The sequence below is a fragment of the Pelagicoccus enzymogenes genome, assembly GCF_014803405.1.
GTDB classification, from domain to species: Bacteria; Verrucomicrobiota; Verrucomicrobiia; order Opitutales; family Opitutaceae; genus Pelagicoccus; species Pelagicoccus enzymogenes.
This window is the reverse complement of record NZ_JACYFG010000002.1, coordinates 1-17,318: the sequence shown is the minus strand read 5'-3', so window position 1 is coordinate 17,318 and position 17,318 is coordinate 1. Positions and strand designations below refer to the sequence as shown.

General features: G+C 55.8%; 13 protein-coding genes. 8 read left to right on the top strand and 5 right to left on the bottom strand.

The window, feature by feature from the left end:
• Positions 1 to 19 precede the first annotated feature (19 nt).
• From IEN85_RS00065 to IEN85_RS00050, 4 genes are all read left to right on the top strand, one after another.
• The gene (locus IEN85_RS00065; protein WP_191615018.1) at positions 20 to 1,930 is read left to right on the top strand and encodes a hypothetical protein; all 1,911 of its coding nucleotides are present in this window, start codon (positions 20 to 22) and stop codon (positions 1,928 to 1,930) included.
• Positions 1,927 to 2,937, top strand: coding sequence for a WD40/YVTN/BNR-like repeat-containing protein (locus IEN85_RS00060; protein ID WP_191615017.1), 1,011 nt, complete (start codon positions 1,927 to 1,929; stop codon positions 2,935 to 2,937). The genes IEN85_RS00065 and IEN85_RS00060 overlap by 4 nt, the downstream gene beginning before the upstream one ends.
• A 104-nt stretch (positions 2,938 to 3,041) precedes the next feature.
• Positions 3,042 to 3,983 (top strand): N-acetylglucosamine-6-phosphate deacetylase, encoded by a 942-nt coding sequence (locus tag IEN85_RS00055; protein ID WP_191615016.1) that lies wholly within the window; start codon positions 3,042 to 3,044, stop codon positions 3,981 to 3,983.
• Between the two features lie 6 nt (positions 3,984 to 3,989).
• Positions 3,990 to 4,778, top strand: a complete 789-nt coding sequence (locus IEN85_RS00050; protein ID WP_191615015.1) for a 6-phosphogluconolactonase — start codon at positions 3,990 to 3,992, stop codon at positions 4,776 to 4,778.
• Positions 4,779 to 4,815: 37 nt separating this feature from the next.
• Here IEN85_RS00050 and IEN85_RS00045 read toward each other — a convergent pair whose 3' ends face one another.
• Genes IEN85_RS00045 through IEN85_RS00025 form a run of 5 tightly spaced genes read right to left on the bottom strand, consistent with a single transcriptional unit; the run spans position 4,816 to position 10,697 of the window.
• Positions 4,816 to 6,522 carry a sodium:solute symporter family protein gene (locus IEN85_RS00045; RefSeq protein WP_191615014.1) on the bottom strand — a complete coding sequence of 569 codons (1,707 nt, stop codon included), beginning with the start codon at positions 6,520 to 6,522 and terminating at the stop codon, positions 4,816 to 4,818.
• Positions 6,523 to 6,578: 56 nt separating this feature from the next.
• A complete protein-coding gene (locus IEN85_RS00040) occupies positions 6,579 to 7,607 on the bottom strand; it encodes a cobalamin-independent methionine synthase II family protein (protein ID WP_191615013.1) in 1,029 nt (342 codons plus the stop codon).
• Between the two features lie 51 nt (positions 7,608 to 7,658).
• Entirely contained in the window at positions 7,659 to 8,468 is an 810-nt protein-coding gene (locus IEN85_RS00035; protein WP_191615012.1) for a methylenetetrahydrofolate reductase, read from the bottom strand.
• Positions 8,469 to 8,488: 20 nt separating this feature from the next.
• On the bottom strand, positions 8,489 to 9,355 hold the full coding sequence (purU, locus tag IEN85_RS00030; RefSeq protein ID WP_191615011.1) for a formyltetrahydrofolate deformylase: 867 nt from the start codon (positions 9,353 to 9,355) through the stop codon (positions 8,489 to 8,491).
• Positions 9,342 to 10,697 (bottom strand): aminomethyl transferase family protein, encoded by a 1,356-nt coding sequence (locus IEN85_RS00025; protein ID WP_191615010.1) that lies wholly within the window; start codon positions 10,695 to 10,697, stop codon positions 9,342 to 9,344. The genes purU and IEN85_RS00025 overlap by 14 nt, the downstream gene beginning before the upstream one ends.
• Positions 10,698 to 10,864: 167 nt before the next feature.
• Here IEN85_RS00025 and IEN85_RS00020 point away from each other — a divergent pair, with 167 nt between their 5' ends.
• The 4 genes from IEN85_RS00020 to IEN85_RS00005 all read left to right on the top strand — a co-directional run bounded on the left by IEN85_RS00020 (position 10,865) and on the right by IEN85_RS00005 (position 17,045).
• Positions 10,865 to 11,761, top strand: a complete 897-nt coding sequence (locus tag IEN85_RS00020; RefSeq protein ID WP_191615009.1) for an AraC family transcriptional regulator — start codon at positions 10,865 to 10,867, stop codon at positions 11,759 to 11,761.
• Positions 11,762 to 11,830: 69 nt separating this feature from the next.
• Positions 11,831 to 13,672 (top strand): M61 family metallopeptidase, encoded by a 1,842-nt coding sequence (locus IEN85_RS00015; protein ID WP_191615008.1) that lies wholly within the window; start codon positions 11,831 to 11,833, stop codon positions 13,670 to 13,672.
• 257 nt (positions 13,673 to 13,929) lie between these two features.
• Positions 13,930 to 15,429, top strand: coding sequence for a sulfatase family protein (locus IEN85_RS00010; RefSeq protein ID WP_263597499.1), 1,500 nt, complete (start codon positions 13,930 to 13,932; stop codon positions 15,427 to 15,429).
• 191 nt (positions 15,430 to 15,620) lie between these two features.
• On the top strand, positions 15,621 to 17,045 hold the full coding sequence (locus tag IEN85_RS00005) for an SLC13 family permease (protein WP_191615007.1): 1,425 nt from the start codon (positions 15,621 to 15,623) through the stop codon (positions 17,043 to 17,045).
• Positions 17,046 to 17,318: the final 273 nt, after the last annotated feature.

The following is a 17,318-nucleotide window of genomic DNA, read 5'->3' as shown; positions in this document are numbered from 1 at the left end:
ACCCATGAGTATCAGGATAATGAATATCAGACGAAAGTTAGCCGTGGCGATGGCTGTGGTCGCTTTGCCGGCTTTAGTGAACGGGCAAGGGCCCGAGCCGTTTTACAGCGACGCTGAGCTGGCTATCCAGTTTCGTGAGCGTTGCGAATACGTGATCGACCAGCAGGTCGAAAGCACCGACACCAGCAACACGAAGCGCGGAGGCATGTTTCGAGTAGCGGCCAATTTGCACCGCGGCGCGAATATTGAATGGGCGCGGGCTCACATCCGGGAAGCCAACCAAAACCCGACAGGGGCTATGTTTTGGATGCACCCGATGGTGTTGATGATGGAGACGGGCCGCGGCGTCCTGAACGACGACGATTGGGCATTCATCCGGGAGCTGTGGCGAACTTACTTCCCGTATCGTGGCGATACCGAGAACCATTGGATCATGTATTATGCGAGTATCTACCTCGCTTGCGAAATGTTCCCCGATGCCGGACCAGAGTTTTGGTACAATGGAAAGTCTTCGGAGGAAAACATGGCGGAAGCCAAGGACTACATTACCGATTGGATCCGTATCACGACCTCGTATGGGCAAGGTGAATACGATTCGCCCAACTACATCGAAGAGTACACGCGGCCCATGGCCTTGCTTGCTGGCTGGGCTCAGGATCCGGTGGTTCGCCAGCAGGGCAAGATGATGATGGACTACATCCTGCTGGACTATGTGGTGGAAAACCTGGAGGGCGCTTACGGAGGAGCCCACAGCCGACTCTACCCCCGCTACTTGCTCCAGCCTTCCTTGACGGCGGGGGCGGCCCACGGGTGGCTTTTCTTCAATCAAGGCGAGTATCGACCCAACGCAGGCAATACCTTGATTGCCCTGAGCGGATACACGCCGCCTCCGATCTTGTATCGCATTGCCCATGGTCGGGCTGACGAGGCCTATGTGCAGCGGGAGCTCAAGCGCACGCGCTGGCGGGTACGCCATGCGGGCGAAGATGCCTTCGAAATCGACGGCAAAAGCACCGCACCCGTCTACAAATACAGTTACGTGCACCCCGACTTTATTCTCGGTTCCTCCCAAGGAGGCTTGCTCCAGCCCATCCAGCAGCAGACATGGAGTTTGATCTGGCGAGAAGAGGATGCGTCAGGAAAAACGAATACGATGTTTGGCGTGCAGCCGTACTCCTCGCCTCTTGAGGGAACCATGTATTTTGGTGAGTACTGGGATACGGTGACCGACCTGATAGCCCGTTCGAAAGTCGATTACGACTCGCCAGACAAATTGGAAGGAGGATCGCCTTACGAGCATGTCTTCCAGGACGAATCGACCTTGATCGCCCTTTACGATATCCCGGAAGGAACGCGTTTCCCGTTGATCCACACGCTTTTCTCCCGCGACCTGAAGCAGCGGGTTGAGGACGAGTCAGGGTGGATCTTCGGACAAGGCGGGGCTGTGTACGTGGCCTATCGTCCTTTCGCTCCCGGAGAATGGCGAGAAGTAGACTGGACCGGTTTGCTCAAGAGCGGGGCCGGAGCATGGTTCAGCACGAACTTCGAGGAACTGGCTCGCGGTAGCCAATGCTTGGTAAGCGAGTCGTTGAAAAATGGTTACATTTTGGAGGTGGCTCCGGTATCGGAGTTTTCATCTTATGAAGCGTTCAAGAATGCGATTCGTTCCCTTCCCATGGTGTATTCCTTGGAGCCAACCCCAAAGGTTACTTTCACCAACCTGGCAGGAAAAAAGCTCTCTGCGACCTATGGCGGTCATCTTTCCGTGAACGGAAAGGCGGTTGATCACAGCGAGTGGAAGCTGTTCGACGGGCCATTTTCGTATGCGGAGCGTGAGAGCGAGCGCTTGGAAATCCGTTTTGGCCAGGAGCGCTACACGCTTGATTTCGAAAACCTCACTACGGAAACGTCTATTTCAACAGCAGAATGAAGCACTCAATTCTCAAACTAGCGACCGGTTTGGCTGCGGTAGCCATTGCGGTTCAGGGGCAGTCGGCAGAGGAAACCAAGATCTTTGCGGCCCTGGCCATGACGAAGGCCCAGGAATCCAGCCCGATCCCAACCGACTCGGGAGTCTTCCTCTATGATCGGGAGGCGGACGACTGGATACGCACCGGACCGGTGATCCAAATGATCAGCAGCATCACGACGGACCCTGCGGATCCGGAGCGCATTTTTCTCGCCTGCGGAAACGGAATTGTCCGCTCCCTCGACGGCGGAGAAACCTGGAAGATGACCTCGGGCTGGAGGGAAAGCGACTTCACCAAGATCGCGATCGACCCGCAGGACGGCCGCAACATCTATGCCTCCTCGATCTGGGGCGTGAGCGTGAGCTACGATGGTGGCGAAAGCTGGAAGCCAGCCAACCGAGGTCTGGCGGAGAAGTTTTCCCGCACCGTTGTCGTAGACGAGCGGAATCCGAAACGGGTTTTGTTGGGAACAGCCGATGGTGTCTATCAAAGTATCGATAGAGCTCATACATGGAAGCGCGTTCGTAGCACGCCTCGTTCCGTCATCCTGCGTATGGCTCGCAGCGAGGCGAACCTGGATCTTTGGATTGTTGGTACGGAAGGCGAAGGCGTGTATTTGTCTCGCAATGACGGAAAAACGTGGAGCCAGACAGCTCCCGCTCTAGCGAATAACAATATATACGCGGTCGCAGTGGATCCCTTTGACGCTTCGAGGATGGCGGCTGGTGGTTGGGGAACCGGTGTTTGGGTTTCCAACGACGGGGGCGAAACGTGGAGGGCGAGAGGAGAGGGGCTGCCCTCTCAAAATGTCACCTCCATGGTTTTCGACCCGCAGCAAAAGGGCCGCCTATGGGTGTCTACCTTCGAGGAGGGCACGGTGCATTCCGATAATCTCGGTCGCAACTGGAATGAGGGAGGTCTGATGGGAGCTTACGTTTACGATCTCGGCGTGATTGGGGTCGAGTAGTTCGGAGGCTCTTTCTTTTTGTTCACAGATCAATGGAGTCGTTTTCCTGCAGCGGTTTAGTTGCCGCTGCAGGTTTGCGGATTTGGAGAACGTGAAGGTGTTGTATGTCACGAACGAAACAGAAGCTTTTTGATCTGCAGGTAAATGGATTCGCGGGAGTTGATTTTCAATCCCCGGATTTAGAGTTGCCGCAGCTTTTGCATGTCGTGGAGGCTTTGCAGAGGCATGATACGGTAGGAATTCTGGCAACCTTGATCACCGACAGCATCGACAGCCTTTGTTGGAAGCTGGAGAATTTCGAACGCTTGCGAAACCGCGATCCAAGTATCGCCGCGGTTGTGAAGGGGTATCATCTCGAAGGACCTTGGATTTCCTGCGAGACTGGCTATCACGGAGCTCATTCGAGGGAGCTAGCATGCGATCCCAAGGCTGCAGACTTTCTGCGTCTCTACGATGCGTCAGGAGGCAAGTTGAAACTGGTGACTTTAGCTCCGGAACGGAGAGGATCCGAAGAGGTCGTTGCCTTAGCTGCGGCTAGGGGCGTTCGTATTGGACTGGGACATACCAACGCTTCGGAATCCGATATCGATCGTGCGATTCAGGCAGGAGCGACTCTGGCCACCCATTTGGGAAACGCGGTTCCGCTGGAGATGCATCGTCATGACAACGTGGTTCAGCGACTGCTCGCTCGCGACGAATTGATAGCCTGCTTGATTCCGGACGGAATCCATTTGCCTCGCTTCGTTCTTCAGAATTTTTACCGGGCGAAACCTCTAGGGAAGGTCTTTTTCACTACTGATTGCATGTCAGCAGCGGGATCGCCTCCCGGCGTGTATCCTCTCGCTGGTTACGATTTGGAAGTAGGCGAAGATGGGGTGGTGCACTTGCCGGGAGACGGTCGCTTTGCTGGTTCCTCGCTGACGATGGACAGGGCTTTCCGTAACGTGTTGAATTGGCTCGAACTCGAAGAAAGCGAGGCTCTTGCCCAATGCGCGACGGCTCCCGCCGCTCACTTCGGAATCACTTTGGAAGAAACAGGGAACTGAAAAACGATGACAGTTGAGAAACCGATCAAGGAAGTGAAAAGCGGCAGCTTAAAGGTGGGGGTCTACCCATCACGGCCCGGAATGGGCGGAGCCGCAGCTGCCTACGTGACGGACACGTTGGAGAGCTTGCTAAAGACGAAGGAAGAGGTGCGAATCGTGGTGGGCAGCGCTCCCTCGCAGGACGAGTTCTTTGCGGCCCTGACGAGCGCTGCCAACCGCGACAAAGTGGACTGGGGACGAGTCGTTGTATTTCACATGGACGAGTATATCGGATTGTCGGCGAGCCACGATCAGAGCTTTCGCAACTACCAGTACGAGCATTTTCTGAAGCATGTATCCGTGAAGGCATTTCACGAGATTCGAGGTGAAACTCCGGATGCTAAGGCGGAGTGCGAACGATTGAACGGCTTGCTGGGTGAAGCTCCAATCGACCTTGTTTGCCTTGGGTTTGGCGAAAACGGGCACCTCGCCTTCAACGATCCCCCAGCCGATTTTTCGGAGCAACAGTGGGCCAAAGTGGTCCAGCTTGACCAAACCTGTCGCCAGCAACAGGTCAACGATGGTTGTTTTGCGAGCATCGATGAGGTGCCAACGCATGCGATCACCTTAACTCTGAAGGTTTTTTCGACAGCAGGTGTATTGAGTGGGGTGATACCAGCCAAGACGAAAGCCGCGGCAGTAAAAGCAGCGGTGGAGGGGCCAATCGGAGGACACTGTCCGGCCACGCTCTGTCGCCAACACCCCAACGCTCGGCTCTTCTTGGACTTGGATTCAGCATCGTTGCTGAAGCTGTAGGGGAATTAAAGCTTGTGCCCCAAGGGGCAAAGATTGTTCAGGCGGCTGCGATCCAGTAGAGGCTGAGGATGATGGCGGCAACACAGAGCCAGCCTGCGGCAAATCCTACGAGAGAGCGTTTGCTGGGGAGGGAGAGTTCCAGTTCCGTGTTTGGAAAAAGCGTTTTGCGGGGGAGCGGTTGGGTTCCCTCTGGGAGGGTGCAGGGTAAGGCGCTATTGTCCTCTTGCTCGAGTACCGGAGTGCGCTGCAGGGCGTAGTAGCGGTCCAGCTTCTCGGCAGCAGTTCTCTGTGTGCAGAAACTGGTTGCGATGCCGACTAGGAATCCAAGGCTGAGATAGGCGGTCATCTGCCAGGGCAGGTAGATTTCAGTTGTTCCCTGCGTTTCGACTACGATGCGCCAACTGCGAGCGAAGTCGAAGTGGGCGAGCCACGAGGCAAAGAATGGCTGGGAACTCAGCCACCACACCATGAGGGCGGTAAGGGTGGAGGCCCAGGCTGCGGCCGAGGTAGTCCGTCGCCAGAAGAGGCCGAGCCAAAAGGCGATTCCCATCATCGGCCCGATTTTCCAGAGGAACTCGAGTCCTTCTATGACTCCGGATAGTGAATACGCGTAGAGCACGCCAAGCAGCACGACCACCACCGACATGGCGCGGGCTGCCCATAGGTAGTGACGGTCGCTCTTCTTGGAACGCAGCGGCTTGTAGATGTTTTCAGTGAATAGGGCCGAGGCGGAGATCATGAAGGAATCGCAGGAGCTCATGACGGAGGCTAGGAGGGTGGCGATGAACAAGCCCAGAAGTCCGGGCATGATTTCAGGAAAAAACTCGCGGGAGAGCATGCCATAGAGGTGGTCGGGGTCGATGTCCTGTCCTGCGTAGTAGGCGATGCCTGCCAGACCGGTCAGGCACCAAGCTACGGTGCAGAAGCGTTTGGTGAAGCTGCCGACCACGAAACCGAACTGACCCTCGCGTTCGGTTTTTCCGGCGGCGCAGCTGGAGAGTATGTGGGGCTGGGTAACGATACCGATCAGACCGTTTATGGCGATGGCAACGATGTAAAAGAATCCGATTTCGCTGGGGGCGACGAGCGAGAATACCTGCGGGTCGGCTACGGTTTGGCGAACGCCCTGCATGCCGCCAGTAGCGCTGAGCACGAAGGGGAGCAGCAGGAAGGAGAAGATGATCGTCATGATTCCTTGCACGAAATCGGTCACGATCGCTCCCCCCAAGCCTCCAGCGGTACCGTATCCAACAAAGAGCACCGTCATCAGGATGATGGCAATATTCGGGGAAATAACGCCTCCGCTCGCTCCTGAGATGACGGCTCCGGAGCCTTTGAGCATCAAGCCGATCGTTGTCACCATCATTCCAATACTGATTACGGAATAGAGCATGGCCACGCTACGATTGTAGCGGAGTTCGAAGATGTCTGCGGTGGTGAGGGCCCGAAAGCGCCGCATCATGGGGGCGATCAGCCAGTAGAAGGGCGTGCCGAAAAGGTAGAGCCACTGGTACCAGATTCCCGAGAGCCCGTTGGTGTAGGTCTTGGAGGCGACGCTTACGGCTTGGTCCGAGTGAGTTCCCGAGCCGAAGGCATGCATGGTCATCATCCACTTGCCGAAGCGCCGCGGCATGATGAAGTCGCTCATGCCCTTGATTTTCCTCATGGAGAGCGTTCCAAGAAGCGTTACGCCCAGCAGGTACGCGATGAGAACGACAAGGTTGAGGAAACCGATACCAAGCATAGGGCTATGACTGTTTGCGGTGACGAGCCTTTCTCGCAGCTGTCGCGGTCCTAGCTCTAGCGTCCGAGGAACTTGTCGCGACCTTGCACGAGTGCCTCTAGCTTGCGGTCGGCAATCGAGCGCTTGAGCATCCAAAATCCGCAGTCCGGGTGAACCCAGCCGATACGGTCAGCGCCGACGACCTTGGCAGCTTCCTCGATGCGGGCAGCCACTTGGTCAGCGGTTTCGACATGGTTTACCTTAATGTCGATGACACCGAGTCCTAGTTTTATTTTAGGGTCGATTTCCTTGAGCGCCAACAAGTCACTCTTGGGTCGATGGGCTAGCTCGAGGACGAGGTGGTCGGTTTCGAGCCCGTTCAAGAAGTCAGTCAGCGCTTTCCAGCCGCCTGCTTGTATCGATTGGCCGCCATAGTTTCCAAAGCAGAAATGGACGGCTCGCTCCGCATTCACTTTGCGAAGGATCCGGTTGATCGCTTCCTGGGCCAGCGGCGCGTTTTCCGGACTGCCCGGAATGTTGGCTTCGTCGACTTGCACGCAGGCGCAAGGCAGTTCGGACACCTGCTCCGCCAAGGTGTCGGCGATGGCAAGGGTGAGGTCTTCGAGACTTCCGTAGTGCGTGTCCAGCAAGGTGCGGGCGAGCATATAGGGGCTGGTCAAGGTAAACTTGAGCGGGCCGTTGGCTACGGAGGCGGACCGGGCGCAGGCTTCCTCCAAGTCCAGCGAACCTTCGTTGAGCGGGCCACGTACGACTCCTGCTGGTTTGCGCCGGAATCCCATTTCCTTCTTTTTCCGAAAGGCTTTCGAATCGGAGATGCCTACTTGTGTATCGATACCGCCGATACGTGAAATGAAGTACTCGATCATCCCGTTGGTATCGGGGTGGTTGACGTCGAATCGATAGAGTTCGCCGTCGGTCGGCAGGTCGATGCCGCATGACTGTTGGGTATGGATGACGACCGCGGTAGCGTCCAGCACCGCCTGCTCGCTGGGGAGGGCGGCAAGCCAGTCAATCGGGCTATAAGATCCGACGGTGGTGGTGAGGATCTCTGGTTGGCTAGGGATTTTTTGGAGTTCGCTTGGCATTTTGTCTTGAGGTCGTTTTTTTTCAGTTGAACTGGGTCGTCCTGTTCGGGGCTAGGCATTGACGCCCGCTACCTCATTTTCTAACCAAGTCGCGCATTTTTGCAATCCACCGAATGGATAGAGGTGAAAGAGGTGAGACCCGTGCACCTTGGAAACGAACTTGTTTGGGTTGTTGGATACGAGAAGACGGGCCATATTGAAACCTTGTTTCTTCATCACCGTTGTCGCTGCGTTTACCCCGCAAACCTTTGCGTACTTGATCAGCGTTTTGAGCGATGCTGGACCGGCGACTCCGACCCGGACAGGAGCCTCTATACCCCTCGCCTTGAGCGCTGCAAGGAAGTTGGAAACACTTTCTGGAGAGAAACTCCATTGGGTGACGATTTCGGTGTCGATTCCCATCACGCGAAGTCGTTGAACCTTCTTTTCTAGGTTTTTCCAGCAGTTTGGATCTTCCGGGTTTCCCTCCGGATGTCCGGCGATGCAGGCGGTTTGGATGCCGCTCGTGGCAAAGCTAGGATGCTTGATGATGTCCAAGGCTTCCGAGAAAGGACCCTCCGCTCTGGCTTGTCCTCCCGCGAGAAGAAGTACCTTGCGAATGCCCAGTTCCTTGGTTTTGGCGAGAAAGCACTTTAGCTCCGCCTCGCTTTCGAAATTTCGTGCCGCTATGTGTGGTACGGGTGTGAAACCCGCATCTTTCACGATTTCCAGAGCCTCGATACTGTCGAGAGTTGAGCTTCCCGGTATCATGGTCACGAATATTTCGCGTACAATATCCTTGAAGATCGTTACTCGATCCGCGTGAGAGGGAACGATCTCCAGTGTCCACTCCGGCTGCGAGAAGTTGTTATGATGCTGCATTGGCTGAAAGGCTGTGTTGCTTAGTCGAATACGATTGTTTTGTTTCCTTGGACGAGAATTCGGTCTTCCAAGTGGTAGCGTAGTCCTATTGACAATACGCGGTTTTCCACGTCCTTGCCCTGCCGCATCATGTCCGCAATGGTGTCGTTGTGTTTGATGCGAACGATATCCTGTTCGATGATAGGGCCGGCATCTAACTCCTCGGTTACGTAATGGCAGGTGGCGCCGATTAGCTTGACGCCTCGCTTCTCGGCTTGGTGGTAGGGCCTCGCCCCAACAAACGAGGGAAGGAAGCTGTGGTGAATGTTTATGACTCGATGGCGATACTTTGAGCAGAGCCAAGGGGGGAAGATCTGCATGTAGCGAGCGAGTACGATGACGTCAGGGCCAGCTTCCTCGATCTTGTCGGCAGTGGCCTGGAAACCAGCTTGTTTGTTCGCCTTGTCGATCGGGATGTGGTGGAAGGGCACGTCGTACCACTCGACCAGATTGCGCAGGGAATCGTGGTTGGAAATCACGCAGGGCAGTTCGAAGGGGAGGTCGCCGACCCTCCAGCGATGTAGCAGGTAGGCGAGGCAATGGTCGAACTTGCTGACGAGAATGACCGCTCGTTGCTTTTCAGACGCGTTGGCGATCCGCCATTGCATCTGCAGCGACTTAGCGACTGGTTCGAATTCTGAGGAAAACGCGGCAAGCGAGAAGTCGTGGTCCAGCGCGCTGACGACGTAGCGCATGAAGAAGGTGCGCGTGCGTGGGTCTTCGTACTGGCCCGCCTCCACGATGGAGGCGTTGCGAGACGCGATGAAGACCGAAACCTTCGCCACGATTCCAGCTTGATCGGGGCAGCTCGCAACGAGGCGAAAGCTTACTTTCTCAGGATCGCTCATTGAGGCGTTTGGTGCTTATCGTGGCGCGGATTTCAGTTTGCACGTGCGGTTCGACGATAGGTTTGTTCGAGCCGCCATCTTCTTCTCCCCAAACGACGCGAACCTCCTTGCCATCCTCCACGACCGCCTCGTCAACCATGGCAAGGGAGAACCAATGGCGTACGTTTGCTGTGAATACAGTGTAGGTAGAGAGCCCGACCATTTGGTCGCCGAGCAGAATTTTGTCGAATGGGAGGATGGAATAGTAGGCGTTCGGCGTTTCCATGTATTTGAAGCGGTCGCCGTCGCCAAGCTGGCTGGCGAAAACGCGCATGACGTCTTCGTCGTTCCACTGCAGCCAAACCTTTTGGCGGTGCGGCATCTCCGCTTTTTTCTCCAGCGCTTCGCGACCTATGAAGTCGTGATCGAACTTGACGTGGCGTCCGTATCCAAGATCCCATGGCGTCTGGTAGTAGTCCTCGATGTTGGACGAGTAGAAGCTGCCACCTAGGGAGGCGTTTGCCTCGAAGCCGGAGGCGGAGAGCCATTCGCGGTAAGGCTTCATGGAATCTCCAGAGTAGATCGCGGGCATGGGGGAGGGAATCCAACCGCTTTCTGGCGAGACGGTGGAGTAGGACCGGCTGCCACCACGGCGCAGTCCGAACTCTTCGCCTACCGCAAGGATGGCCTCCAGCACAGCTTCGCGATCCTCGATCGGGCCGTGCAATTCGAGCCCTTTCGAGCGAGACATGCTGTGGTTCAAGGCGCGAACGTTTTTGCCGGCGATCTTGATGTCACCCAAGTTGAAGAACTTGATGTCAGGAAGCGGGCTGCCGCTGGCTTTGGCGATGAGGTCCAAGGCGTTTGGACCCTGAATCTGGTAGCGATAGATCAATCGGTCCGCCGCGTTGCTGACGGTGCGCTCGTCACGGGTGATTTCGACGTCGTAGTTTCCGGTCCGGGCATTGAAGTCGACCCAGTTGGGAACGGAAGGCCGTCCAACTACGCTGATTTTCTCGTCGGTATGGCCAAACAAGATGGCGTCTCCGATAACGTTGCCTTCCGGAGTGCAAGTGACGAGCTGCTTGGCTTTGTTCGCCCCGAAGTTTTTCATGGTGTTGACTCCGAGGTCCGATATGAGCCGTTTGACGTCAGGCCCCTCGAAGTAGACGTCGGTCATGTGGAAGGACTGGTCGAAGATGACGACGCTCTTGGTCCAGGCTTCCTGCTCGTCGCGCCAGTTCGTGTATTCTCCGGGAAAGGGGAATGCGTAGCCGCCAACTTTTGCGTGGCGGAGCATTTCTACGGGATTGGAGTAGTTTTGGAGTTTTTGCTCTAGGCTTTGGAACTTTCCTGTATTCATAAACTGGTGTTTTTTGGGTTTTTCTTCTTTTATTTTAGGTAGGGAATCCCGGGCGGTTTGGCTGACATTCTCAGGATAGGGAGGCGCGATGGGGTGACGTTGCGGGGGATGTTGAAAAGCTTAGCGGAAAACGAAGATTATTTCTTGGAACTCTCGACCAAAACGAATTGTATTATCTGGCAATGGAGGGTGGTAAGATGAATTCGGAGCGACGTCTCAAACCGGCAGAGGTCAGCTTGGGGCGAGAGGGGGTAGCGGTCATTGAGAGTCACCATGACGTCGATTTTGAGATGGCGATGGGGGTATGGCCTTTTCGCAAAATTTGTTGGGTAGCAGTGGGTAAGGGGTTGTTGGCTGGGGAACGCAGATCCCATGTAATCGAGAGGGGAGACTTTCTCTTGTTACCCTCGGGGTGGTCACACCGCTTTGTAGACGACCGAAAAGAACCCTTAACGCTTGTGATCATCTGTCTTGAAGAACCTTGGTTCGAAGCTCTAGGCAGGGATTGGGGAGAATTGTGGAATACGGCAATTCAGGAGAATGATATAGGTGCCCCTCTGCGTCCCCGTTCCAGTTTTCACGAAGCTTTAATGGTGGAGCTGATGCGTAGTGCTCTCCGTGAGAATAGGCAGAAACGAATCGGTTGGTTGAGCTCCATGCAGGCAACGGTCGGAGAGTTGCTGGTACGGTTTGGTCGCGGGCAATGCGAGATTAGCCGAAATCGAGAAAATCGCAGCGAGAGGGCAGTTGCCGCTGCGATCGAGTACGTCGATGAGCACCCGTATTTGCCATTGCGAATCGAAGAAATGGCGTCTCAATGCCAGCTTTCGCCTCGTCGCTTTACCGACTTGTTCAAGCGTCAATCGGGTGAATCGTTCAACCAATACTTGCTTGGCAAGCGGGTCGAGTATGCGAGCCAGCGCCTCCTGGAAACCGGACACATCTTGTATGCTTGCTATGAGTCTGGTTTCAATGACCCAGCCTATTTCTATCGTGTTTTCAAGAAACGGGCAGGTGAAACACCCGGTCAATTTCTCCGAAATCGCCGTGCTCGAGGCGAATGACAGCGGTTGCGTTTTACGATAAACAGGCAAAGTCTCGCTCCTAGGACAGCGAAGCTGCATGGTTTTTGCATGATGAGAGTTTGCGTAATCTTGCTTTGGGTGGTTGGCATCTCTGTGCCCTCGATTGTTTTGGCGGAGCGGGAGGCGATTCGTTACACGCTGGAATTTGGCGACGCGAAGAACCACTACATGGACGTAAGGGCTGAGATTCCGTTGGAAGAGCCCGGAGAGGTGCAGTTGTTTATGCCAGTTTGGACGCCTGGTTCGTATTTGGTACGCGAATACTCGCGCAATATCATTTCCTTGGAAGCCAGCGACGGAGAAGGCCGCGAGCTGGAGGCGAAGAAGCTCAACAAAAACCGCTGGAGCATAGCAGCTGGCGACAGCAAGCGCATCGAGGTACGCTACCGGCTCTATTGTCGAGAGATCAACGTTAGGTCGAATTGGGTGGAAGCCGAGTTTGCGGTGATCAACGGAGCGCCTACTTACCTCTCGGTAGTGGATGACTTCCAGCGTCCCTACGAAGTGAAGCTTGTATTGCCGGATGGCTGGCAGCGGAGCTGTTCGCCGCTTCCTCCGGCAGGAGCGCGCAACCTGTACCGTTCGCCCGATTTCGACACTTTGGTCGACAGCCCGGTCGTCGCTGGTTCACCTCAGGTGGATGGCTTCGAGGTGGATGGAGTGGAGCACTACCTCGTCACGCTGGGAGGCGGGACTGTTTGGGAAAACGCTCGGGCTGCACGCAACGTACAAAGGGTAATAGAGGTTCAGAGAGACTTCTGGGGAAGCCTACCGTATTCGAAACCTTATTACGTTTTTAATTTCCTTACCGGGTCCAGAGGCGGATTGGAACATCGCCAATCCATGGTGATGACGGCGGATCGCTGGTACTCCAAAAACCGAGGAGGGATCCGGTCTTGGCTTTCTTTGGTAAGCCACGAGTTTTTCCACGTTTGGAATGGCAAGCGCCTGCGGCCGGTCGAGCTCGGTCCCTTCGAGTACGAGCATGAGAACTACACTCCGTCGCTTTGGATCGTGGAAGGCATCACCAGCTACTACCAGCATGTGCTGCTCGCCAGAGCGGGTTACAATACTCACGATCAATATTTAGGAGCGCTGAGCGGATCGATTGCCGGGACGCAGCGCACTCCTGGCCGCTTGGTACAGTCGTTGAGCGACTCCTCTTACGATGCTTGGATCAAGGCCTATCGACGCGACGAAAACTCGGTCAATACCCTCTTTAGCTATTATTCTGGGGGCGCGGTGGCGGGCTTTCTGATAGACGCAGAAATCCAGAGAAGAAGCGACGGCCGGGTCTCGCTCGACGACGTGTTGCGGCTCGCCTATGAACGTTTCAGCGGCGAACATGGCTACACGGAAAGCGAGTTCATCGAACTTGCCAGCGAGGTGGCGGGAGACGATTTGGGTGAGTGGTTTAACGAGCTGGTTCGCGAACCGGGGGCATTCGACTACCAGCCAGCCCTCGACTGGTTTGGACTGGAGTTCGAAGAACCGAAAACGTCAGTGAATTCCGGATACTTTCCAGTCGAGGGAGAGCCTGAGGATCGGCCCAAAGGATGGTTAGGCGCGTCGACAAAGGAAAGCGAAGGGGCGTTGTCGGTGACTTCCGTTCCGAGCGATACCCCGGCGTCGGAGGCGGGGCTTTGCGTGGACGACGAGATCATCGCAATCAATGGAAACCGTGTAGACGCTAGGCAGCTGAAGCGAATTTGCGCCCTGTTGGGGGCGGGCGCCGAAGTGGAATTGCTAGTGGCGCGCCGGGGACTCTTGAAGACATTGAAGGCCAGGCTCGGGGAGGAACCGACCGAGACGTGGCGTTTGCGCCTCCGCAAGGATTTGACCGAAAAGCAAAAAGCCCGCGTCGAGAAGTGGCTTGGTCCTTCGCGTTGAGGTTGTTCGTTAACACGCCGCCCTAGCTCTGCGCAGATAAATTTCCCGTCAGCGGGCTGCAAGGGCTCAACGCTTCTTGGGCTCTTGCAAAAGTTGAAGGGCGAGCTAGGGAGGAGGGTATGGAATTGCTTGCGAATCGATGGCTGGGGTGGGGAGCTGTGCGAATTGGGGCTTGGTTGATGTCGCTAGGCCTTTCGTTAGCACATGCTTCAGCTGAGGTGGACAATGAGAATTCGTGGGAGGCGAGGCCGAACATATTGTTCTGTATCTTAGACGATGCTTCGTATCCACATTTTGGCGCCTACGGATGTACATGGGTGGATACGCCGGCATTTGATCGAGTCGCCCGAGAAGGCTTGCTCTTCCAAAACGCGTACACGCCCAATGCCAAGTGCGCCCCGTCACGGTCGTCCATATTGACCGGTCGGAACTCTTGGCAATTGGAGGAGGCTGCCAATCACGTGGTCAACTTTCCGGCGACGTTCAAAACCTTTCCCGAAGCGTTGCGAGACGCAGGCTATGCGACGGGAAAAACGGGGAAAGGTTGGGGGCCGGGAAATCCAGGTGAAGTCGATGGAAAGGTCCGCAAGCTGATTGGGGAGAGCTACAACAAGCTGAACTTGGAGGCTGCTCCAAGCCATGGAATTTCCGGCAAGGACTACGCAGCTAACTTCGAGTCCTTCTTGGACGCTCTGGGCGAGGGGACGCCTTGGTTCTTTTGGTTTGGGGCCCATGAGCCGCATCGAAAATATGAATACGGTAGTGGTCGCCATCGTGGAGGGAAGTCCTTGGAAGCGATAGAGACGGTTCCGCGTTTTTGGCCCGATAACGACAAGGTGAGAAACGACATGCTCGATTACGCGTTCGAGATCGAGCATGCTGATAGGCACTTGGGGCTTATGCTTGAAGCCTTGGAGCGGCGAGGATTGCTGGAGAATACGGTCGTACTTGTCACTTCGGACAATGGTATGCCTTTCCCGCGAGCCAAGGCCCAGAAGTACGAGTACTCCATCCATATGCCGCTCGCCGTAATGTGGCCGCAAGGTATTCCTAGTTCGGGTCGAAGGATCGAAGACTACGTGAGCTTTATCGACTTCGCTCCCACTTTTCTCGAGCTTGCGGGAATCCCTTTTGAGAATTCCGGAATGAGTCCGTCTCCCGGTCGCAGCTTGACCGACATCTTCGCTTCCGAACGTTCCGGTCAGGTGAATCCAGATCGTAACTACGTCTTAATCGGCAAGGAACGCCATGACTATTCGCGGCCGCAGAACCAAGGGTATCCCGTTCGCGGTATCGTGAGCGACGGCCACTTGTTTTTGCGCAATTATGCGATTGATCGGTGGCCGGCGGGAAATCCTGAGCTGGGCTACCTTGACGTAGATGGGTCGCCGACGAAAACGACTATCTTGGAACTGTTTCGTTCGCAGGTGGACCGCTCCTACTGGACGCTTTCGTTTGGCAAGCGCAAGGTAGAAGAAGAGCTTTACGATGTACGCTTGGATCCCGAGTGTCTGCTCAACTTGCAGGGTGAAGCGAGCTTTGACGCCTTGCGGCAGGGGCTCAGGGAGAGGATGGAGTCGCTCTTGCGGGAGCAGGGCGATCCCCGCATGTTTGGCGAAGGCGAGGTGTTCGATTCATACGGCTACTCGGAGGAGAAGGCCTGGAATTTCTACGAGCGTTTCATGGAAGGAGAGTTTGGGTCGGAGGACACGGGCTGGGTGAGTCCGAGTGACTACGAAATTGCTCCGCTTGACTAGTTAAGCATAAAGGGCGTCGTGCTCTGAATCCAATAACGCTCGACTCTCTGGCTTTGCTCAGCGAGCTTCGGAATTCGAGTTGGCTCATTGCTTTTCGGTCTGACTGTCTAGCGATTTGCTGCTCGGCCGAGCTGCGCCGCTGCCTCCCGTATCCAATCGTTTTTTCAAGCCCTCTCTAGCCCTGATCCCCGATGAAAATCTCCGTCAAGCGCGCCGGTTTCCTAGCCGGCATTCTCGTTTTCGCAGCCACTTTGTTTTTCGACTCTCCGTCGCCGGATCTCTCGCAAAAAGGCTTTCAGACTCTGGGCTTGGGGGCGATGATGGCGATCTGGTGGATGACCGAGTGCATACCCTTGGCGGCGACCGCCTTCTTGCCGCTGGCGATAGCTCCATTGCTCGGGATCGTCTCGATCAAGGAAGTGTCCTCCGCCTACGCCCATCCTCTCATTTTCCTCTTCCTAGGGGGCTTCGTGCTGTCAATCGGAATGGAGCGGACCGGACTGCATCAACGAATCGCATGCAAGGTCGTTTCCATGGCCGGAACCAACCTGAAGGCCCAGATCGGTGGCGTGATGTTCGTGACCGCTTTCCTCAGTATGTGGATGTCGAATACAGCGACAGCGGTCATGATGCTGCCTATCGCCGCCTCAACGGCTAGTGTGCTTAAGGAAAATGCTTCGAAGGGAGCGGGGGCATCTATCGGGCGGATAATGTTGTTGGGGGTAGCCTACAGCGCCAGTATCGGCGGCATGGCGACTCTCATAGGGACGCCTCCGAACGCTTTGCTTGCGGCGTACTTGGAAACGAACTACGGGATTGTGGTCGGATTCGGCCAATGGATGCTCATTGGTGTGCCGTGGAGCATTGCCCTGTTGATTGCGACTTGGTTTCTATTGACGCGGAAATGCGTCAGCGAGGAGGGGAACGAACAGGTGCGCGAAGTGGTTCTCGCTCGCCTGCGGGGGATGGGCAGGATGAGTCAAGGAGAGCTAACGGTCCTCGCTGTGTTCTCTACCGCGGCCGTCATGTGGATGATCCGTCCCTGGTTTGTGGAGGTCACGGGCCTCGATCTTTCGGATACTGGGATCGCAATCATTGCAGCGCTCTTGCTATTCATTTTTCCCTTGGAGCCAGGAGGCGGTCGACTGCTGGAGTGGACGCATGCGGAAAAGCTGCCTTGGGGGGTCTTAGTTTTGTTCGGTGGCGGACTTGCGTTGGCGGCCTTGATGAAAGGCTCTGGTCTCGCCGAGTTTCTCGGGCAAAAGTTTGCGGGGCTCGAGGGAGTGGACAAGATTTGGCTGGTGGCTGTGGTCGTCGTGACTGTCGTCTTCCTGACGGAGGTTACCAGCAACACCGCGACCACGGCGGGCTTGTTGCCATTGATGGGGCCGGTGGCGGTCACCCTAGGCGGGAGTCCAACCATGCTGGCGGTTCCTGCTGCCTTGGCGGCCAGCTGCGCTTTCATGTTGCCGGTGGCCACACCGCCTAACGCGGTCGTTTTCGCCACCGGCGAGCTTCGCATTTCCGACATGGTCAAAGCGGGCATCACCTTGAATTGCCTTTCCATTGTCTTGCTGGTGATTCTCTCCGAGTGGTTCATGCCGCTCGTGTTTTAGGGAAGTAGGCCAGTTGCTTGACTAATGCCTCGCTGGTTGTGGCCTCATGCGAGGCTCGGGATTGAGTTTAGGCAAGAGGAGAAGGAGGGATTGGCTTTCGCTTCGCTTCAGGTCCTGCGGACTTATGCTGCGCATGCCCCATCTCCAGTCGCTTCGCTCCTTTCGTCGAACCCCTTGGGGTTCTCATCCCTCCTTCACTGTATGGAGGCGTTTTACGACGGTTTCAACAGCTGTTGGAAAATGGCGGAGAAGGAGGGATTGGCTTTCGCTTCG